General features: G+C 54.4%; 19 protein-coding genes and 1 pseudogene. 12 read left to right on the forward strand and 8 right to left on the reverse strand.

The annotated features are described in order from the left end of the window. Window positions 1-78: 78 nt before the first annotated feature. From D3Z90_RS27070 to D3Z90_RS15800, 4 genes are all read right to left on the reverse strand, one after another. Window positions 79-480 carry a PspA/IM30 family protein gene (locus tag D3Z90_RS27070; protein WP_256658224.1) on the reverse strand — a complete coding sequence of 134 codons (402 nt, stop codon included), beginning with the start codon at window positions 478-480 and terminating at the stop codon, window positions 79-81. 1 nt (window position 481) lies between these two features. Continuing rightward, window positions 482-931, reverse strand: a complete 450-nt coding sequence (locus tag D3Z90_RS15790) for a YjfI family protein (protein WP_256658225.1) — start codon at window positions 929-931, stop codon at window positions 482-484. Window positions 932-1,376: 445 nt separating this feature from the next. After that, window positions 1,377-4,967 (reverse strand): ATP-binding protein, encoded by a 3,591-nt coding sequence (locus tag D3Z90_RS15795; protein ID WP_136476957.1) that lies wholly within the window; start codon window positions 4,965-4,967, stop codon window positions 1,377-1,379. A 165-nt stretch (window positions 4,968-5,132) separates the two neighbouring features. After that, window positions 5,133-6,329 carry an EAL domain-containing protein gene (locus D3Z90_RS15800; protein ID WP_136476958.1) on the reverse strand — a complete coding sequence of 399 codons (1,197 nt, stop codon included), beginning with the start codon at window positions 6,327-6,329 and terminating at the stop codon, window positions 5,133-5,135. 209 nt (window positions 6,330-6,538) lie between these two features. Here D3Z90_RS15800 and D3Z90_RS15805 point away from each other — a divergent pair, with 209 nt between their 5' ends. The 10 genes from D3Z90_RS15805 to D3Z90_RS15850 all read left to right on the forward strand — a co-directional run bounded on the left by D3Z90_RS15805 (window position 6,539) and on the right by D3Z90_RS15850 (window position 14,737). Beyond that, a complete protein-coding gene (locus D3Z90_RS15805; protein WP_136476959.1) occupies window positions 6,539-7,165 on the forward strand; it encodes a response regulator transcription factor in 627 nt (208 codons plus the stop codon). Between the two features lie 344 nt (window positions 7,166-7,509). Continuing rightward, window positions 7,510-8,064, forward strand: a complete 555-nt coding sequence (locus D3Z90_RS15810) for a fimbrial protein (RefSeq protein WP_136476960.1) — start codon at window positions 7,510-7,512, stop codon at window positions 8,062-8,064. A gap of 64 nt (window positions 8,065-8,128) precedes the next feature. After that, window positions 8,129-8,674: a fimbrial protein gene (locus D3Z90_RS15815; protein ID WP_136476961.1), complete on the forward strand. Its 546-nt coding sequence runs from the start codon at window positions 8,129-8,131 to the stop codon at window positions 8,672-8,674. A gap of 42 nt (window positions 8,675-8,716) precedes the next feature. Then, window positions 8,717-11,206 (forward strand): outer membrane usher protein, encoded by a 2,490-nt coding sequence (locus D3Z90_RS15820; protein WP_218571400.1) that lies wholly within the window; start codon window positions 8,717-8,719, stop codon window positions 11,204-11,206. 21 nt (window positions 11,207-11,227) lie between these two features. Then, window positions 11,228-11,983 (forward strand): fimbria/pilus periplasmic chaperone, encoded by a 756-nt coding sequence (locus D3Z90_RS15825; protein WP_136476962.1) that lies wholly within the window; start codon window positions 11,228-11,230, stop codon window positions 11,981-11,983. A gap of 32 nt (window positions 11,984-12,015) precedes the next feature. Continuing rightward, window positions 12,016-12,588: a fimbrial protein gene (locus D3Z90_RS15830; protein WP_136476963.1), complete on the forward strand. Its 573-nt coding sequence runs from the start codon at window positions 12,016-12,018 to the stop codon at window positions 12,586-12,588. Beyond that, on the forward strand, window positions 12,581-13,081 hold the full coding sequence (locus D3Z90_RS15835) for a fimbrial protein (protein ID WP_136476964.1): 501 nt from the start codon (window positions 12,581-12,583) through the stop codon (window positions 13,079-13,081). Before D3Z90_RS15830 ends, D3Z90_RS15835 begins: the two co-directional genes overlap by 8 nt. Further along, window positions 13,078-13,581, forward strand: a complete 504-nt coding sequence (locus tag D3Z90_RS15840; protein WP_136476965.1) for a fimbrial protein — start codon at window positions 13,078-13,080, stop codon at window positions 13,579-13,581. Before D3Z90_RS15835 ends, D3Z90_RS15840 begins: the two co-directional genes overlap by 4 nt. Before the next feature lie 8 nt (window positions 13,582-13,589). Next, the gene (locus D3Z90_RS15845) at window positions 13,590-14,123 is read left to right on the forward strand and encodes a fimbrial protein (protein ID WP_136476966.1); all 534 of its coding nucleotides are present in this window, start codon (window positions 13,590-13,592) and stop codon (window positions 14,121-14,123) included. Between the two features lie 149 nt (window positions 14,124-14,272). Further along, on the forward strand, window positions 14,273-14,737 hold the full coding sequence (locus D3Z90_RS15850; RefSeq protein ID WP_136476967.1) for a hypothetical protein: 465 nt from the start codon (window positions 14,273-14,275) through the stop codon (window positions 14,735-14,737). A gap of 722 nt (window positions 14,738-15,459) precedes the next feature. Here the strand turns inward: D3Z90_RS15850 and D3Z90_RS15855 are convergent. After that, window positions 15,460-16,293, reverse strand: a complete 834-nt coding sequence (locus tag D3Z90_RS15855; RefSeq protein WP_136476968.1) for a hypothetical protein — start codon at window positions 16,291-16,293, stop codon at window positions 15,460-15,462. 569 nt (window positions 16,294-16,862) lie between these two features. On the opposite strand from D3Z90_RS15855, the gene D3Z90_RS26945 reads away from it, so the two are divergent. After that, window positions 16,863-17,009 carry a hypothetical protein gene (locus D3Z90_RS26945; protein WP_218571401.1) on the forward strand — a complete coding sequence of 49 codons (147 nt, stop codon included), beginning with the start codon at window positions 16,863-16,865 and terminating at the stop codon, window positions 17,007-17,009. After that, window positions 17,006-17,845 carry a hypothetical protein gene (locus D3Z90_RS15860; RefSeq protein WP_136476969.1) on the forward strand — a complete coding sequence of 280 codons (840 nt, stop codon included), beginning with the start codon at window positions 17,006-17,008 and terminating at the stop codon, window positions 17,843-17,845. Before D3Z90_RS26945 ends, D3Z90_RS15860 begins: the two co-directional genes overlap by 4 nt. 67 nt (window positions 17,846-17,912) lie before the next feature. On the opposite strand, the pseudogene D3Z90_RS15865 reads toward D3Z90_RS15860, so the two are convergent. From D3Z90_RS15865 to D3Z90_RS15875, 3 genes and pseudogenes are all read right to left on the reverse strand, one after another. Continuing rightward, window positions 17,913-18,506: pseudogene (locus D3Z90_RS15865) on the reverse strand (OmpP1/FadL family transporter); the annotation flags it as partial. Between the two features lie 82 nt (window positions 18,507-18,588). Next, the gene (locus D3Z90_RS15870) at window positions 18,589-19,677 is read right to left on the reverse strand and encodes a polyamine ABC transporter substrate-binding protein (RefSeq protein ID WP_136476970.1); all 1,089 of its coding nucleotides are present in this window, start codon (window positions 19,675-19,677) and stop codon (window positions 18,589-18,591) included. Window positions 19,678-19,718: 41 nt separating this feature from the next. Next, window positions 19,719-21,020 (reverse strand): FAD-binding oxidoreductase, encoded by a 1,302-nt coding sequence (locus D3Z90_RS15875; RefSeq protein ID WP_136476971.1) that lies wholly within the window; start codon window positions 21,018-21,020, stop codon window positions 19,719-19,721. Between the last annotated feature and the right edge of the window lie 21 nt (window positions 21,021-21,041).

Consider the following 21,041-nt stretch of genomic DNA (forward strand, 5'->3'; position numbering starts at 1 on the left):
TGAGCAACTGCCTTGCGCAGTTCAGATACGCTCTGCGATAGCTCACGCTCTTGCTTGCGGTCATCGGCCACGCTGATTTCAAGCGTGCTGATGACCTTCGCCCTGAGCAACTGCCTTGCGCAGTTCAGATACGCTCTGCGATAGCTCACGCTCTTGCTTGCGGTCATCGGCCACGCTGATTTCAAGCGTGCTGATTTTGTGCGCCACCTCGCCAGCCAGCGCTTCATTGCCTCCCTCAAGCGCTTTGATAACGTACGGCTCGTACTCCTCGATCTTTGCCACACTGCCTTTCAATCGCGCGTTGGCCAGCTTCTGTTTGGCCAGGACTTGGGCAAGCGCCTCCCTGGTCTTGCGAATGTCTTCATCACAGTCGCGGATTTCCTGATCAAGGATGCGAAGGGCCTGGTTATCAACCAGCGCCTCCCCCACTTCGTTGGCCCCGCCACGCAGGGCAGTCAGCAGCTTGCTCCAGACATTCATCTCAGCTCTCCTGTTGGTGCTTGGGCTTAAGGAAGTCTTCGTAGGCTTGAGTTGCCTTGATGACGTTGCCCGCCAAGAGTTCGACTTCGAACACGACATCCGAGAGGTTTGCGGACGAACTCAAGGCGCCGAACATGATGTAACCGTCCTGCCCATTCGGCATCTTCTCGAGGCCTATCGAAGACAGCGGGAACAGTTTGCGAGAGCGCAGCACCTCTTCGTTGAAGGCGGATGGTTCTTTTACATCGCAAACAGGCCAAAGCAGCGCTTCGACGACGATCTGCTCACCCATGACAGCCAGGTATAACGGCAGATCACCATGGTCATGCATCGTTGCATGGAGACTGGGATCGGACCCCTGGATAAGCTCCAGCGCAACGTGGTCAGCCTTGACCCACTCAGTTTCCGACAACGCTTCGTACAAAACCTGGGCAGTCCAAATTGGCTGCATGCTCATCCCTCCTTTTCTCCGCAAGAAAGCGAAATACGCGGCACTGGGCCGTGCAAACTAGATCGGAAAAAGACCCTAACAAGAGTCGAAAGCGATGGATGTAGGACGCTTCCTAAGCGATGTTAAGATGCGTCCCCAGCGAAAGACGGACGACATAATTAATGTATTAATTATGAGAATAAGCGTCGCACAGATGTTGGACTTGGCCGCCTTTTCGATAGGCTTTGTACAAGTTTTTTACATCTACACATCCAGGCCCAACAGACCGGATAAATTCCGAGCTGTATAATTTTTTGAGCATGCAAAGAAAAACCCCGCGATTGTTAATCTGCGGGGTTTTCGATGATGGCGACATACAGGACGCGATCTACTTTATCTAGAACGCATCACCAGGCGCGTTGTGCTGACAAGGAAAGCACGGAAAATTTAACCAGGACTGTGCAGTTCAAAAAGCCCTGAGCTCATTCTCCAACGCCATGATCGCGTGCTCCAGTTCCGTAACCGCCCGACTGAGCGCTTCAAATGAAGCATGTGGATCTGCGCAGATAACTTCTAGACGCCGACAGGATTCAACCAGTTGCTCGCCTTTCACCACCCGAGCAGCGCCTTTTATCCTATGAGCCAGCGCCTCCAATTTGCCCGTCTCTCCACTCTGCAGGAGAACTGTCAGCAATTGGCAATCTCTGCGATTGTTAGCAATCAACTCATCGAGTATCTCTCGAAACTTCACGGGGTCGCTACTGATGAGCAGCTCCAGGGGACCGAGATCAACTAGCCGTGAAGGCTCGGGCGCCACCGTAGTTGATGTAGTCTCAGGAGACTCAGTCTCTATCTCGAAATTCAGATGCAGCGCCAACAGTTTCGCATCCAACTCGTCGAGGCCGATTGGCTTGATCAGACACTCGTTCATCCCTGCCTGAATACACAGTTCCAACTCCTCAGGCTGAGCATCGGCTGTAAGACCAATGATGACGGTGGGTGCCAGTCCTTGCTCCCGTTCGACCGTGCGAATCGCGCGTGTGAGATCAGCACCATTCATGACCGGCATGTGGCAATCAGTGATGACGACGTCAAAGCACTGTTCACCCCAGCAGTCGAAGGCCTGCTTTCCATCCTCAGCTTCGTAGACGTCATGCCCAAGAAACTGCAGTTGTTGGTGCAGTACCTGACGGTTCACCCTGTGGTCATCCACCACTAACACCTGCAAACAATAGCGTTGCCGGGTCGGTGGCAAAATTGGCAGCGGTTTGATGTTAAGGCGTTCCAACACTTGCAAGTGCAGTTCTACAGCGACTAGCGTTCCACGGCCCAGACTACTCTTCATGGTCACGTGCCCCCCCATCATTTCGCACAGCGACCGACAGATTACTAAGCCGAGCCCCGTCCCTTCAGCAGGCTTTGTATTACGCTGTGCCTGGGCAAAAGGCCTGAACAGCTGTTGCTGATCGTTCGGACTGATACCAACGCCAGTGTCTTCTACCGTGAGTTCGACATTGAGCAGGCTGGCAGTCACCAAGTTTCCAGAGATGCAGATTTTTACCGAGCCTTCTTCGGTAAACTTGATAGCATTACTGACTAAATTCGACAAAATCTGCTTGAAGCGCAACGCGTCAACTAACACTTCGCAGTTAATACTGGAGTCAATATCGAGAACAAGATTCAGCCGCTTCTTTCTCGCCAGCCCTTCAAACACTCTCGCCACTGATTCAACCAGCTCACGCAGGTTGGCGCGCTTGGGTGATAAGCTTAGGCGTCCAGACTCAATGCGCGCGATGTCGAGTATATCGCCGATGAGTTCCAAAAGACTTTTCGCCGAAGTATGGGCGATTTCGATACTGGCTCGGTCGATGGGTTGAGTTTCGGCGCGTTTAAGCGCTAATTCCAAAATGCCAATAACCGCGTTCATCGGCGTTCGGATTTCATGACTCATGGTCGCCAAGAAGCTGGTCTTGGCACGGCTGGCGTCGTCCGCTTGGTTCTTTGCTTCCTGAAGCTGCTCCACCAACCTATGATGATCAGTGATATCCAGCCAGCCGCAGATGACACCTTTGATGTTGCCTTGGGAATCCTGGAATGGCTGAATCCAGTGATTGATCCATGCTTCCTTACCATGCAGCACAATAGTATGGCGCGACTCGATAGTGCGATTTTCCCGCATGGCGAGTAGGTAATTAGAGTGAAAATCCGGAAAGTTTTCAAAGCTTTCACTGGGTAACGCCTGCAAGGTTTCGTTCAATACCTGTTCGGCGCTCAAACCCAGACTTTGCAGATAGCTTCGGTTACACGACAGCATCCGCCCTTGCACATCACGCACATATAAAGGGGGCGGCATGCAGTCAGTCAACGTCTCAACAAATTGCAGTTGATCATTGAGCATGCGTTCGGCCTTGAGGCGCGCCTTTATCTGGCGCCTCAGGTAAACGACCCAAATAAGCGACAGCAGAAGAAGGGAACCGGCAATGGCAATGATTTCTTTAATCAGACGCTCGTAATCGACCCAGGTCTGACCACTCATTCCCGGCGGAGAGCGCCAGCGATTGGAAATTGCATTGAACTCATCCGGAGGGACGCTCTGCAACACCTTGTCGATAATGGATTGCAACTCGACATCACTGCGGCGCATGGCAAAGTTCACCGTCGAAGGCCCGACATCCAGCACCTGATTGATGGCCAGGTTGTCGCGAAACAAACGCTCTATGTAATAACGCGCAGCGGGCAACGACACGACCGCGGCGTCCACCTCACGCCGATAGAGCAGGTTCATGGCGTCTAACGATCCCCCGGCCTCCACCACAACAGCTTTGGGATAACGCTTGCGTAGCTTTTCCATTGCCACATGCTGCGTGGGAAGCGCTATACGCTTACCGGCCATATCTCCCAGTTTCCCTTGCTGGTCAATGTTGCTGAGCAATACAAAAGGAGTGTCGAGCAGGGGTCTGGAGAACCGCAGATACTCTTCTCGCTCTGGACTCGCCGTCATCAACGCCAAGTCAGCATTGCCCTTTTGCACCGCGTCGATTATTTGAGGGAATCCGCCGCTACGGGGGGTGACCTCGAAATGCAGTCCAGTACTGAGGGTTATGACTTCGAGTAGATCGGCGATTCCACCTGAGAAGACGCCCTTTGCATCAAAATAAGCGCCAGGTGCCAAATCATCATTGATGACTAGCTTGACGACTGGGTTCCTCTCAATCCAACGTACTTGCTCGGCAGTAAGATCGATAGGCTCCTCCCTTGGAAGGAAACTATTCCCAACCCAGCGCTTGGCCACGTTACGCAGTTGCTCGGCGCCTATTGCCTCAATGGCCACGTTGATAATTCGTTGTAGTCGTATATTGTCGGCACGTAAGGCGTAGCTGTAGCCACTGCCGGGCAGATCGATGAATCGCTCAAACCCAAGATAACCGTAAAACGAGCGATTGATACGGTAATAAGCGCTGTACAGGTCGTCCAAGTACACGTCGGCCTGGCCAAAGGCTACCGCACCGATTGCCTTGGCATGATCAGCGAAGACTTGAAAATCTGCTCGTGGAAAGCGCTTTTTCAGCTCAGCACTGTGTTCGTCCGTAATTGCTACGCGCAATCCTGCAAGATCCGCAGGTGAATAACGGGGCTCTGCGCTGCGCTTGAAAAGCGTCAATTGGTCTCGTGCATAGGGAACGGTGAGAAGCGAGGACTGCCCAGGTGCACGGTTGCCGTGAACAGCAATGAAATCGACGCTGCCTGCCTGCAATGCCTTCTCTGCATCATGATCATTGGCAAAAAACACGACCTTCACTGGCATACCTAATAACTGCGCAATCAAAGCGGTTACATCGGCGCTGATGCCTTCGTACTGCTGGGGATCTGCATTGATAGAGAATGGCGCTGACTCAGCAGCCGATACACCGACCCTAAGCTCAGCCTTGTGGCGCAGCCAATGCCAGTCCTCTGCGTCGATGTCCATTTCGTGACGGTCAATACGCAGTTGGCTGGAAAGCAATTTCGGCGACTGCGGCAAAGGCGCAGCCGTGGCCGACAAGGCCCCCAAAAGCATGCCGATAGACAGGCAAAAGCATCGTAGGTACATAAGAGATAAAAGACCGAAAGTGCCTGAGAGAAGGAGATTCAATGAGTTGATGACGGCTTGCTATTGCCAAAGCAAACAGTTAGCGCGGCACCTGGCTGATGCAATGATAGTTCACAGCCAGTGGTCAATTGGTCATTTATCCACGCTCCCCTTCTGTTCATCATAGAAGTCTATAAAGTGCTTCTCCGGCATGGGGCGAGCAAATAGAAAGCCTTGGGCAATGGTGCCACCCAGCTCAATCAAACGAACCTGCTGCTCGGTAGTTTCTACACCTTCAATGACCAGCGAGACACCCAACGCCGCGGCCAAGGCTACCGAGCAACTGATGATAGCGGCGCTTTTAGGCTGGCCATGCAATTTTCTGACAAACGAACGATCAAGCTTGATCTCGCTAAAGGGCAGCTCGCTCAGCCGATCCAGCGAAGAATAACCCGCACCGAAGTCATCCATGGAAAGACCACAACCGAGCATTCGCAAGCGAACCAGGTTCTCCAGACTGCAAGCGGGCGCACCGACGACACTCGTCTCAGTGACTTCGAATATCACGCTCGCTGCCGGCACCCGCGAGCGCTTGAGCAGGATAGCGATACGCTCAGTGAGTGCGCTACAGGCGAGTTGTGTTGGATGTAAATTAAAAGCCAGTGTCATTGCCCGACCTTGAGCTGTCAGTTTTTCGTGCAGCGCCAGACCTTGATCGAATAACTGCCAGAACATCCTGTCAATTAAGTTGTGCTCTTCCATCACCGGTAAAAAATGTGCCGGTGATAATACGCCCCACTGCGGATGCGTCCACCGCGCCAACACCTCTGCCCCCACCAACAACTCGCCCTCAAGAGTAACTTTGGGCTGGTAATACGCCTCGAATTCACCGTTATCTAAACCACGCTGCACGTCGCTAAGGGACGGCAACTCTACAGGCGACAACTGTCTGGGGGCTGTACTGCAGTGATTTCGGTAACGCTTGACCAATTGACTGAACCCTTCAAGCTTGAATGGCTTGCCCAGATCACCCAGAAAAGTCAGGCCTAGGAAGTGGATCATCGCCACCGTGGCTTGCCGCAATAACGGATCCAGTTCGCTACACAGCACGATGGCGCCCACTTTGCCGCTGCTGCTGGCATGGCGCAGAAACGCCAAGCCATCCATACCGGCCATTTTCAGGTCACAGAGTACGATATCCACGTAGTCACAGCTGGCCATTACCGCGACCGCTTCCTCACCATCAGCTGCTTGCAAGATGGGTCCCGGCAGTACTTTTTGCAGTGCTGTCACGGTGACAAGTCGCTGAAAAGGTTCGTCCTCCAGCACCAAAACAATCAAGTTTTGCATTGCAGATCTACACGCGCACAGTTGAGGGATGTACATTGTGCAGGGCGCCAAGCCTGCCCCCTATCGGAAATTTCCTACGCTGCAGAGGAAATTTCCCAAGGCTGGCCCTACTCTCTACTCCCTATGCTTCTCACTACGACGATGGTGTTAACCTTGTTAACATCAACGGCATACGTTCCGTAATCGCGTTATTGAGGGTGGGTTTTACCATGCACAGCGTCCTGATAGTTGACGATCATCCGGTCATTCGACTTGCCGTCCGGATCTTGCTGGAAAAACACGACATGCACGTAGTGGGCGAGGCAGACAATGGCCTCGACGCTGTACGCCTGGTACGTGATCTGACCCCGCAAGTGGTCATCCTCGACATTGGCATTCCCAAACTGGATGGTTTTACGACCATCTCCCGCATCAAGGCTTTGAATGTACGTAGCGAAATTCTGATATTGACTTCGCAACCCGCCGACTCTGTGTGCCGACGATGCATCCAGCTAGGAGCCCGCGGTTTTGTCAATAAAGAAGAAGACCTCGGTAGCCTGGTTACCGCCATCAAGGCAGTTGATGCCGGTTACACTTTTTTCCCTCCCCTGTCCTTCGACAGCGTCCACCCAATGGAACAACTTACAGAACTTGAGCAAATTCATCAGCTCACCGACAGAGAAGTGACTGTTCTTCAGTATCTGGCACAGGGGTATTCTAACAAGCAGATAGGTGAAAAATTATTTCTTAGCAATAAAACAGTCAGCACCTATAAGACACGCCTGCTGCATAAACTTGGCTTGCCATCCCTGGTGCACTTAGCTGACTTTGCCAAGCGCAACGCTTTAGCCTCTTGACTCCGCGAGAATAATATCCCGAAAACTTCCCGTAGCCTGTCGCTACGCTCCCGCGCGCTTTTACTGCTCAGCCCATCATAGTCATTGTGGCTGGGCGACTCCTGAGCCACCATAAACTTCACTGCTAGCTTTAGCTGAGCTTGCTAAACGCAACCCCCTATCGTTCTCGTTACACCTATGGCAACGCGGATGTGGGAAATTTCCTACAGCCTTGCCGGAAACATCCCACTGCCCTCAATCCCCCTTACCCCTAGAATTATTCCAGCCAAACGGTACAGAGATGCTGTGGCTTCAACAGTGTTTCGCTTAGTCCCTTCAAGGACATCATAATCTAGGAGTATGTAATGAAAGTTAGTTCGTTAGCTGGCGCTATCATGGCAATCACCTTGGCAGCGACCTCTGCTGCCAGTTTTGCGAAAGATCAGGGGCACGGTGTTATCACCTTCAAGGGCGCGATTATTGACGCTCCATGCTCCATTGCTCAAGAGTCCCAGTATCAAACTGTCGATATGGATCAAATCGCCAACGTTGCACTGAGGAATGGCGGAAAATCCAACCCAACCACGTTCAAAATCCAACTGCAAGGATGTGAACTAGGCGCCCTGAACGCTGCAACTGCAACCTTCACCGGCTCGCCTTCGTCGAACCCTGATCTGATCGCACTAAAAGGATCGGCTCAAGGCGCTAGCTTGGCCATTGCCGACCACACCGGCACGCTTATCAAGCTCGGTGATGCTGCACCCGCTCAATCACTCTCCAACGGCAATACCTACTTGCAATTCAATGCGTATCTTCAGGGTGACATGATAACTCCGGAAGGCGGTGGTACACCTTCCGCAGCCGAAATCGTGCCGGGCAACTTCGAAACGTTCGCAAACTTCACCCTCGCTTATCAGTAATAAAATAGGCACTGAGGTGCCCCGCAGCACAACACTGTGCTGCGGGGAGCATGCGGAGGTTTAGATGATTCGCTCAACCGCACTGCTGCTACCGCTACTACTGTGCGTTTTTATCGAGCCGGTAGGTGCTATGGAGCTACCGATTAAAGCTGCATTAAAGGGTCGAGTACAACTGACCGGCAGCATTGCTGACAGCGCCTGTACGATTCGTGTAGGCAATGACAACCAAACGATAGTTTTTAATCCCGCAGCATTAAACGGGTTAGTCAGCGGCGATAGCTCAGCGCAACAGCCCTTGAATATTTATATTAGTGATTGCATACCTCCAGATGCACTGAGGGGTCTTCGCGTCTCCCAACGTTTCAAAATTTCATTTGAAGGTGAATCTGAGGGCAAATACTTCGGCACTCAGGGAACCGCACAAGGTATCGCCATCCAGATAAAAGACGAGCTTGGGAAATCAGTGTCGCCCGGCATGTTGCTTAATCATGACATGTCAGCCACTGACATATTAACCCTTAATTACTCGCTAACGCTTGTTGGTAGCGGTTATGCACTGAAACCAGGCGATTATACCGCCACGATCAAACTCTATATTCAACACTTCTAACTGCAAATATTGAACACGCAGATTACCCAAGGACTTATTCACGTGGATCACCGTAAGGTACTGGCTACCACGGCGTTGTGCTGTATTGCGACGTGGGTAAGTGCAGCCGAAGAGTTCCAATTCAACACCGACGTACTCGACCTCAAGGATCGCGACAACCTTGATCTTGGGGTGTTTGCATTGGCAAACTTCATCATGCCTGGCCAATACAATCTAATGGTCCACATCAATCGCGATACGCTGTCGGAGTTCCCGATCGATTACTTCTCGGCCGAGGATGATCCGAAAAGCAGTGTCGCGTGTCTTTCACCGGAATTAGTCCATGAACTGGGCTTGAAAGAACAAGTCACGGCATCTCTGGCCTGGTGGCACGACGGCGCCTGTCTAGATCTGAGTAGTGTTCCCGGAATGCAGGCACGGGGCAACCTGGGCAGTGGGGGCCTATACCTGAGCATCCCCCAGGATCAACTGGAGTACACCGCGCCCAACTGGGATCCGCCTTCACGCTGGGACGAAGGTATTGCCGGGGGACTGTTCGACTACAACTTCAACGCTCAGACCACCGAGCGTAAACAAGGTCGAGGTCGCAGTGACAGCCTCAGTGGCAATGGTACGGCCGGTATCAACCTGGGCGCGTGGCGCTTGCGCGGTGATTGGCAGAGCCAGATGCAACACGATTCCAACCAGCCATCCCAGCAGCAATTTGCCTGGAGCCGCTTTTATGCGCTGCGTGCTGTCCCTTCGTTGCGCTCGAGCCTGATAGTCGGTGAGGACTACCTGGACTCCAACCTGTTTGGCAGTTTCCGCTACACCGGCGGTAACTTGAGCAGTAACGACAATATGCTACCCCCTAACCTCAGGGGCTATGCCCCTGAAGTCACTGGCGTAGCCCGCACCAATGCGCGAGTAGTAATTCGCCAACAGGGCCGAGTGCTTTACGACACCCAGGTACCGCCTGGCGCCTTCCGTATCCAGGACCTCAACGATGCGGTCTCCGGTCAGCTTGACGTACGCGTGGAAGAGCAAGACGGCAGCGTGCAGCAGTTCCAGATGGATACTGCCAGCATCCCCTATCTGACCCGTCCAGGCACAGTGCGCTACAAGCTTGCTGCTGGAAAACCGTCTGATTGGGAGCATCAACTGGATGGACCAGCCTTTGCCACAGGTGAATTTTCCTGGGGGGTGAGTAATGGCTGGTCATTGTATGGCGGAGGCTTGGGCGCCAAAGATTACGGCTCCCTGGCAGTGGGCGCGGGCCGCGATCTCATGGCATTCGGTGCATTGTCGTTCGACGTCACCCAGTCGCGGGCCACCCTACCGGATCACGCCACACTGAGCGGTAAATCTTACCGCGCCAGTTACTCCAAGCGCTTCGACGAGTACGACAGCCAGGTCACGTTCGCCGGCTACCGTTTCTCCGAGGAGAGCTATATGAGCATGAACGAGTTCATTGAAGCCCGACGTGGCGACCAACCATTGAACCAGAGCAAAGAGCTGTACACCGTAGCGTTAAGCAAGCAATTTCGCGACTCTGCGCTCAGCGTCTATTTGAACTACAACCACCAGACATACTGGAGCAGTCAGGCGAGTGATCGCTACAGCCTGTCGTTGTCGCGCTACTTCGATGTCGGTGGTTTGAAAAATCTCAGCCTGTCGCTGACCGCTTACCAAAATAAGGCAAACGGCACTTCCGATGATGGTGCCTACCTGTCGGTCAGCATTCCTTGGGACAGCACCGGCTCGTTAAGCTTCAGCTCGTCGACTAGCAGCGGTGATACCACTCATAGCCTGAGTTATTACGACAGTATCGATGAGCGTAACCACTACATGCTCAGCGCCGGCACGTCCTCAAGCGGTGAAACCGCCAGCGGCTTTCTCTCCCATGACGGAGATCAGGCTCAGGTAGTGGCGAGTGCAAGCTACCAGGCTGGTGAGTACACCTCAGCCGGGCTATCCCTTCAAGGGGGCGCCACCTTCACGGCCCAAGGCGCAGCGTTGCACCGCAGCAGCGTCATGGGCGGTACCCGGCTGCTGGTCGATACCCAGGGCGTAGCCGATGTTCCGGTGCGCGGCAACGGCGGGATAACTCGAACCAACCGCTTCGGTAAGGCAGTGGTAGCGGACGTCAACAGCTACTACCGCAACCAGGCGAGCATCGTGCTGGACAGCCTGGCTGACGATGTTGAAGCGACCCAGTCAATCACCCAAGCAACGCTAACCGAAGGTGCGATTGGCTATCGCCGTTTCGATGTGATTGCCGGCCACAAGGCCATGGTCATCATTCGCATGGCCAACCGCAGCGCGCCGCCGTTTGGCGCCACCGCACAGAACAGCCGCGGCCAGGAAACGGGCATTGTCGGCGAAGATGGATCGACGTACCTGAGCGGTATGAAACCGGGCGAAACCATGTCGCTGCAATGGGATGGCCGCGCACGCTGCCATTTCACCTTGCCAGATCAGGTGCTCTCACCTGAACGACAACTGGAGCTGCTATGCCAGCCCGTCAGCGCCGCAGACAACTCCGCCGCTTAATTTATTGCAACAGGTACCTGTATGAAAACTCGCTTCAACCGCAACACACTGACCTTGCTGGCCCTGTTCGGCTCCTGCGCGGCGCAACCCAGCCTGGCCGCCGTATCGCTGGATCGCACCCGCGTTATTTTTACTGGTGGCGAAAAATCGGTCAGCCTCAGCGTGAGCAACCAGAACAACCAGTTGCCCTATCTCGCCCAGGCCTGGGTCGAGAACGAGCAATCCGAGAAAATCACCAGTCCGCTGGTGGTTGTACCGCCGATCCAGCGCTTGGAAGCCGGGGCCAGCAGCCAGGTAAAAATCCAGGGCCTTCCGGAACTGGGCCAACTGCCACAGGACCGCGAATCGCTGTTCTACTTCAACCTGCGCGAAATTCCACCACGCAGTGATAAACCTAATACCTTGCAAATTGCCCTGCAAACGCGAGTGAAGCTGTTTTATCGACCCGCGGCGATCGCCCCCCGAGCCGGCGTCAACGAAGCCCCCTGGCAGGAAAAACTGACCCTAACTCGGCAGAACGACCGCTATTTGGTGAACAACCCAACGCCCTACTACATCACGCTGATCGATGCCGCGCCAGACCTCAAGGCCGCCAGCTCAAGCCAGTTCAAACCTTTGATGGTCGGCCCGAACGGCCAGCTCGATCTGGGCATGAGTAGTAAGGCGTTGGGCGAGAAGCCGGTGCTGACTTACGTCAACGACTACGGCGGACGCCCGCAACTGCAGTTCAGTTGTGCGGCAAATAGCTGCACCGCCAGCCCCGTTGGCAACCGCTGACATCCGATGACCTATTCCAGTGAGGGCAAAACATGATCCCTGGATCCCGTAGCTGCCTTGTAACCTTGCTCTGTAGCGCCAGTGTCTCGACTTACGCCGCTGACAACCCTACGCATTCGGCCGAATTCCAGGTCACCGGCACTTTGCTTGAAAGCGCCTGCTACCTGGATCCCAGCTCCGCCTACCAAACCTTGGCACTCGGCGACCTGAGCACTACTCGCCTGCTGCGCTTGGGCGACCAGGGAACACCCATGGCCCTGCACTTGAAGCTGCAAGGCTGTGTGCGTAGCGACGGCGGTCGACGTGATAGCCAGCATGGCACCCTGGTTTGGAGCTCGATCGAGCCGGTGGTTGAACTCATCTTCAACGCGGTATCCGACCCCGACACACCTGAACTGATTAAAGTAGTCGGCGCCGAGGGTTTCGGCCTACGTCTGCTCGATGTTCAGGGCAACGACGTACGATTAGGCCGGGTCGCCCCCGCATGGTTCGTCTCACCCGGCGCCAGCCAGCTGACCTATTACATCCGACCTGAGCGCACCGCGGCGTTTCTGCGCCCAGGCGCCTTCCGGGCCAGCCTAAATGTGAACCTGGCGTATGACTAAGCCCGCTGTAATGACTGTCGCACGTCTCGCATTGCTGGGACTGCTGCTTGGCTATGCATCCTTGGCACCTGCTGCAGAGCAGCAGATCCTAACGATCAAAGGTGTTATCTATGCAGCGATTCCTTGCGTCATCAATAAAAATGCACCGATCAGCGCACCGTTTGGCGATGTGCAGACTGCCCGCATCGATGGTAACTACAAAACCATCACCCTGGAGTACACACTCGACTGTACCCGCTCGGTGACCAACGAACTACGGATGCAGGTTCGCGGTAATCGAAGTTTCGACCCCGCGCTACTGATGGTGCCGGGCTACGACAGCCTTGCCATCGCCCTTAAAATGAACGGCTACCGGTTTGTGCTCAATACCTGGGCTGACTTCGACGCCAACAAAAAACCGGTGCTGCAAGCGGTGCTAGTCAAACGAGAAAACAGGGAAGTCGAAGCCGGCGTGTTCAAGGCCAGCGCGACGTTGGTGGTGGACTATCGATGAACATCCTGCACCGCACATTGACAATACTGTCCATGACCGCTCTGCCCCTGTCATGCGTTGAAGCGGACAACATACAGTTCACTGGTAACCTGCAAGCCCCGCCCGGTTGCACCGTCAGCGACAAGAACGGGCGAATTGATGTGCGGTTCCAGAGCAATATCGCTGTCAATCGCATTGACGGCGATCGCTACCGCCAATCGATTCCATACCAAATCGAATGCCCGGGGGCGTCCGGTACTGGCGTCAACTGGCACATGCGCTTAACCCTCAAAGGTGACTACGCACATTTCGATCCTGCTGCACTAAAAACCTCGGAGAATGACCTCGGCATTAAGGTGCTACTCGGCGGGACCCCGCTGATTCCCAATCAACCTCGCGAGATCGATGTCAACGCATCTACACCCCCTGTGCTGGAAGCCGTGCCGGTAAAGCTCACTGGTGCGGCGTTGCCTAGCACCCACTTCACCGCTTCGGCGCTACTGATGGCCGAACTCTATTAGGAGGACCTATGGGCAAGTGGGCCGTGACCCTGATCGGTTGGTTAGCCGCCAGCTTGTGGTGGCCGCCAGTATATGCGGCAGAAGACAACCTGTACTTCTCCGGCACGTTGGTGAACGAGCCTTGCGTACTGGCCGAGGAGGACAACTTAATCAAACTGGACTTTAACAACGTGGTGAATAAGGAACTTTACCTTAACGGCAGAACCAAAGGTCTCCCCATCAAGCTGCGTCTGAAAAATTGCGATCTTGACGTCGGCAATCACAGCGTAAAAATCACTTTCAGCGGTGATGAAAGCAGCGAACCACCGGGCTTTTTGGTGCTGCAAAGCGCCACGGTGAAGGGCCTGATGGTCGGGCTGGAGACGACGACTGGCACTGCCCTGCCGTTAAACCAGACCCACTCGATGGGCGAGTTGACCAGTGGAAACACCACGCTCAATTTCAATGCTTATCTGCAAGGCGAACCTGAGGTATTAGCCAGTCGCACGCTCGGCGAGGGTGAATTCGCAGCGGCCCTGACCTTCGCCCTCAGTTACGAGTAATTACCCATAAGCAGTTCTTTTTAACCCGGCGCTGGCCAGGTCACGGGTTTTGTAGATGCGCTTACGTATCCGGCGTATTCAAAGATGGATGGTTAGGGATCACAACCTGGCACAAGCGCTCTTGTTATTTGACCCTCTCTGCTGTGTTGATGTCTGCAAATGCCAATGGGCAAGACGTTATCTGGATCGGGAAACCTGCGGCCGAAGATTACATACCCTTCAACGTGCACAAGGCCGTCGAGCAATATGCCGAGCTGGGTCAGCAGATAGCGCAGTTCGAGCTACAGATCGAAGAAGCTCGAGGTGCGTACTTTGATGCTTCCACTGGCAATCGCGAGGCCGCTGGAGACAAATTTGGAGAGATACTCTTTCAGAAAGATATGCTGATTGCCTGGCCGCGAGTGGCTGGCAATGACGGCTCAGCGAGCTTAATGGCCAACCTCAATGCCCTCGCAAACAATGGTCGCCCACCCGATGGCGGCATTCCTCCAAGCGCCAGGGCGGCCTTCAACAACTGGGTAAACGCGTTGAGATTCAAGACCGGCGGCGGTCTGGGAATGACGCCCAATCCGATACAGGCTGCGGCCGCCCTCCAAGATGGCTCCAGCCTGTAAGAGTACGAAATGTACCGACGCCTAAGAGACCAGGCGGAATGGGATGAGTGGGAGTCTGGGCGCAATGGAGGGTTGCGCAAGTTACTCGAAAGCCATGTGGTAATCCCACGTACCTACTTCGGTGAAAACCCAATGAAAAGAGGATTCGACCACCAAATCACCCAGCTTGAAAATAACATCCTGCAGTGTGAGTACACAGGTCGCCAAGTGGCCGGAACCGTATTCCACTTCTGGGAAGAAAACCCACCCGAAAATATCGCAATATTGATAGCAATGAACCCATGTGCTTTCGTGGGGTTGGCCGATCACGCGGTAAAGGAATGCCCTCCAGACAACCTACAAGCAAGCGCACTCGCCTCGGCGCAAATGAACGTGACCAAAAGACAAGGTGGCCCTGAAGGAAGTGCGGGACCGGCATCGCGAATGCAACATGGCCGTACGTCCGTCTTACGAACTTGATCAATCGCTACATATCTATCCGCACAAAACTAAAAACCCCGGAGAGGTTAGTCTGCGGGACTTTCAATCACAAAGGACGAAGTCGGAATCGAACCGGCGTAGACAGATAAAGTGTAGCCGCCGAAACGGGATTAACTTCTAAAATTGCTACCTTGTCAAATAGTTGGCAACGCAATTAGGAAACTTAATACCACTGCCGTAGGCTGCGAAAGTTTGGCAAAATGGCTGCCGTGCAGCTTGGTAAATAATTGCACCGAAACGGATTAGGGCGGAGAGACCGTGAGCACAGAAAATCCGGAAAAAGCACCAGGCCGAGCACTCCCTGCTGTGGTAAACAGCGTCGACTTGACGAGGATCGGCTTTGCAGGATTTTCTGACGCTGGAATATTAACTCCTTCTGCGCCATCTTGGTTATTAATTGTTATTTTTGAGTACAATCCCTCATCACCTCTAAGTTTCACCACTGCTTTGTCATTACCACCGATAGCGACATTCACACTAGAAGGACCAGTGCAGGTTATATACATATGAGTCCATGCTTCATTCCCTTCAACCTTGGCATCACTTATATCACCATGATTTATTATTGGATTCCCCTGTATATCGCAAACCAACGCTGGCAATATTACAGGAGCGCATGGCCCCGTAGGCACTACAAAAGATATACCTCCCGGTTGATATTTTGACTCGGCAAAAGTAATACAGAAACTTTTGGAGATCTTCCTATCTTTCGGAACAAATAGGCTCCCTTGAAGTGGAATTGAAAAACCGCCCCTTGCTTCCAACTGCTTACGGACCTCTGCCATCGAAGCATTTGGCTTGAGATGCTGCCAGTTGTAATCAGAACTGTACACTACATCTTCCCAATTTCCCGAACCCTTATATTGCGCCCCCACTATACTAACGCCACATGTACTAAATGTTAAATCGTTACATATCTTATCACCACCTTCCCAAGCAGTAACCGTAAAAAAAAATCGCCTCCCCCCAACTTCGTATTGGCTCCCAGTCGACACAATCGAGATAGCACAAGTGACATTCGACATAAACCCGAGCACAATAAACACTAGAACCTTATGGAAGAATTTATCTTTCAAAATATTAGACCTGCAAGGATGATCAGGAATGGTAGTCGCCCTGTCCGCACCAATATCTAGGATCCTTCCGAACGATCTGTAGGAATTTTCCCAGAGGTCACAAGCGCGCCTTACAAAGCGGTCCCAGGCGATAGCTCATCGCTCCATCGGGCTAAGTGACCTTGATACATCATTAACCATGGCATTGAGTTTCGAATAGATTCATGTAGGGTGCGCCCTAGCTTGGTGCGGTAGGCTCCAACCAATTACCTGCAATGCCTTCAACAAGATTGATGGCTGTTAAGCAGAGGGCATGATCACACTGCTTGCGAAAAGAGGCCCGACAGAGTTCAAGCACGATAACCGGCTGTTGAAAGGCGTTTATAGGAAACTTCTTACGAGCCTTAGGAGATTTCCTAGGGTGATTTGCTGCACTCGCCCATACACTAGTTTTAACTTACCCCCAGCCAGGTGGGAAAGCAACGGTCCATCGGGGCTTCTGGTGCTCTAAAGCGCCACAGTACAGGGCATGTTTGTAGCCCTGAAAACAACGAGCGGCACCGCCCTACCTTTAAACAAAAACCCACCGCATGAGCGTTCTGAATAGCGGTGACAACCTGCTCAGCTTCAATGCTTACCTGCAAGTGCAGCCGGAAACTCTTGCTGAGCACGCGATGGGGTTAGCTGATTTTGACGCGCCTCACACCTTCGCTTTAAGTTACGAGTACTCTCAATGAACAAATCTTTCGTATCTGCGCTAGGCACCATCGTAGCATCGCTGCTGTTGATTGGAGCAGCGCCCCTAGCACGGGCCTACAGTATCACCACAACAAATAGCAAATATGAATCAGGCGGGGTACGTTATTATTTCGAAGTAAGAAATTGGACAACTGGCGACACTGGCTATAGCCCTTGCGTATCGAGCGATCTACAATTGACTACTTGTCACATTTTCTTAGGTTTGAGGCTACCTGGATCGATGCTTTCTGTAGGAAAGGATTACGAATGGCGTTTCCCCATCCGCCGAGGCTCGTCTAATTTGGGCCAACTTCTTTCAGACCTCCAAGGTCAAGGTTTCAGTATACCCTTTAGCGGATCTATTCTAGTTCCTAGTGAATCCGCCAGCAATGACCTTTGCGTCGGATTTGGTTCTGCCCGTACCGGCGTCAACATCGCAGGCGGCATTGGCTATTTCGGCCCATGCATTTCAGTTGCCACCGCGACGGTTGACTGCAAGATTACAGGAAATACTACCATCGACCATAAAAGTCTAGCAGACAACGCATTGGACGGAGCGAAGGCGTCAACCCAACTCTATTTGCATTGTCAGGGTGTGACAACCGTGACCGTTTCAACATCAAGATCGAATTATAATGGCGTGATGCTAAGAAAGGACGGAAGTTTATATTCGAAGTTAACCATAAACGGCAAAGATGCGTTTACGGGAATAAATGTGCAAGTTTCGGGCGGCCAGTTCAGCCCACTTTCTATCACTTCAACATTGAAAAGTAACGGAACTGTCGCGCCTGGAGGTTTCTCAGCTTCCTCCGTGATCACCGTATCCCCCCTCTGACTTAGGCGTAGACAAAAACGCATGAGGCCTTCTGCGCTGAATCGTCACGGAGCACGGAACGTCAGCATTAGAACTGCCACGTGGCAGCGGCACCGAGAATGTGCAGGGCGGCATTGCGATAAGTGCCAGACAACGTGGTGCCTGAGCGCGCCTTGGTTTGCTCCACGTCCATGTCGCCAAACCAGACCGTGTGTACTCGGCGTGCACGTCAAGGCCCTGGTCAACTTGATAGTTGACCCCGGTAGCCAACCGCCAGGCTTCGCCCATGGGGTTGTCGACCGTGCGGTGTTTGTCGTCCACCGCAGAACTGTCGTAACCCAGGCCTAAGTTCAAGCGCAGGCGCGGATTGATCTGGTACTGCGTACCGACAGAGGCATGCCCGGTGTCTTTATATTCGCGATCGGCAGTACGACTGACGCCTAGGGCATCGACATTCACTCCAACGCCGATGTTGCCGAACTCGCTCCAGTCCTGCCAGCCGAGACTGCCCAATAGCTTCCATTGCGCATTGAGTTCGTGGGCAATGCTGAACAGCGGTTTGTGGCACCGCCATCCCCAGCTCCAGCGACTCTGTACCCAAGCGGCTCAGTGCGCCATTGATGATAAGGTTGTCGACCCTGTCCACATCAGGCTTGTCCTTAAACTTCAGGTCGATCTTGCTGACTCATGTCAGAAGTAGACGAGGTGGGATGTGGCCTCTTTTTCAAAAGAGCCGCATTCACTCGCGGCGGATGGCCGTGATATCACTTTCCACTCGTCACTCTGGTCCACAATCGGGTATTCAAGCGCATACCGGCCGGCGACAAAGTCTTTATCGGGAATAGCGAATCAAGGATCGATTCCGGTGGGTAGATCGCTGGATTGCCCCGCAACTCAGGCTTGATGTATTCCAGCGACGCCGCGTTTCCATTCGGGTAATTCACTGCATTGCTGATATTAGCGATCACCTGAGGCTCCAACAGGTAGTTCAAGTATGCATACCCATTCTGCCGATGCGGAGCCCCCTTCGGCATCACTACCATGTCCACCGCCACGGTCGAACCTTCATGGGGAATGCTGTAGCCCACATCCACTCCGTTCCCGGCCTGTTTGGCACTGCCCATGGCCTGCAACACGTCGCCACTGAAACCGATGGCCACGCAGATATTGCCGTTGGCCAGGTCGCTCACGTACTTAGATTGGTGGAAGTAACTGATGTAAGGCCGCACCGCCAGCAACGTCGCCTCAGCCTTCTTCAGGTCTTCAGGGTTCTCGCTATGCGGATCCAGGCCCAATGCCTTAAGGGTGATGGAAACGATCTGCGTTGGGTTGTCGAGGAACGCCACGCCACACCGGCTGAGCTTCTGGATGTTTTCTGGCTTGAGCAGCAGGTCCCAAGATTGGGTCACCTCGGTGCTGCCGAAGATCGCCTTGATCTTCTCCACGTTGTAGCCAATGCCGGTGGTCACCCACATGTACGGAATCGCGTATCGGTTGCCCGGGTCGCTGGCCTCCAGGATCTTCATCAGCTTCGGATCAAGGTTATGCCAGTTGGGCAGTTGGCTACGGTCCAGCTCCTCAATGGCCCCCGCCTTGATCAGGCGCGGCAGGAAGTGGTTCGAGGGGCTCACCAGGTCGTAACCGCTGTTGCCGGTCATCAGCTTGGCTTCTGTGGTCTCGTTGCTGTCGATCAGGTCGTAGGTGGTCTGGATGCCAGTGCGCCGGCTGAACTCGGCCAGGGTGTCATCGGCAATATAGCCGCTCCAGTTGGCGATATTGACCCGTTCTTCGGCGTGCGTTGCTGTAGCCAGCAGCGCTGAGGACAACAGGGCCACGCAAGTGTGCTTGATCATGGATTCGCTCTCTTGTTCTTGTTTGTAACGTAATTGGAAAATCAGCGTTCGCCCTGGGCGCGGCGCACTTCCCAGGCCATGCGTACGCTGGCACCTAGGTCGAAAAAAGGCCGTGGCGGCAGGTAGCCCGGGCGAGCCTGGCCCAGCACATCACCCAGTAGGGGCGAGTCAGCTCCAATGGCCATATCCACCAGCAAGCGCCCCCACAAGGTGCCGCGGGCGACACCGGAGCCATTGCACCCCGCCACGGCATGCAGCCCGTCCTCGACCCGAGCGAAATACGGCTCGCCGGAACGGGTGCCGCTGAGGTGTCCAGTCCAGGTGTATTCGAGATCTTGCTCCGTGATGCCCGGGAAGCGCTTCTGCAGGCCCAGTAGGTGTTCGCGCTGGCGCACGGCCAGGCCAGCGGCATCGATGTCGCGGTGGCGATATTCCACGGTGTTGCGGATCAACAGCCGGCGCTCCGGCAGCAGGCGCAAGGTGCAGCCACCAGGCAAGGTGGACAGCACGCCCCAACCCTGCGCGTCGAACAACTGCTGCCAATGCCCTTCGGTAAGCGGACGGGTGATGCTGGCGCTCAGTTCTAGTGGGAAGGTGCCGCTGCGCTTGAGGCCAACCCTTGGCAGGAATGCGCCCACACACAGCAGCACCTGCCGGGCCTGCACTTCGCCAGTTTCGGTTTTCGCGGTCCAGCCTTTGTCGGGGCGACGGCGCAGGTCGGTGACGGCGCTGTGCTCGAAGATTTCCACCTGTTCCGGCAGGCTGTCGGCCAAACCTTTGACGTAGCGGGCCGGCTGCATCAGCCCGTTGCCACCCGCGCAGTGGATGGCGCGGGCATAAAACGACGTGCCCAGGCGCTGCTGCAGAGGCGCGCCTTCGAAGAACTGCACCTGGGCGCCCACAGACGCCAGGGTTTCCAGCGCCTTCTCGACTTGCTGCAGGTGCGCCGGTTCGTGCACCGCGAAGTGGTAGCCGTTGTCACTGAGTTCGCAGTCCAGCTTCAGCTCGGCGATGCGTCGACGCACTTCCTCCCCAGCCGCGACGCCAATGCGCGACGCAACCTGATATCCGGCGAAGCCGGCCGTGCCGATCAGTTCGCCAGCGCCAGGCAACTCGTGGCTGACCACAAACCCGGAATTGCGCGCCGACGCGCCTTGGGCGACGCGCTGGCGGTCCAGCAGCACCACCCGTTGCGACGGAAATCGCCGCGCCAGGGTATGGGCCGCCGAGAGGCCGGTGATGCCACCGCCGATGATCAGCCAGTCGACCTGTTGCGTGCCTTCAAGGCGCGGCTTTACCGGCGACTCTCCAGCCAGAGCGATCCAGCCACAGTGGTTGTTCATTGTCAGTCACTCCTTCACAAT

Origin of the sequence: Pseudomonas sp. DG56-2 (assembly GCF_004803755.1) — a bacterium.
Taxonomy (GTDB): domain Bacteria; phylum Pseudomonadota; class Gammaproteobacteria; order Pseudomonadales; family Pseudomonadaceae; genus Aquipseudomonas; species Aquipseudomonas auratipiscis.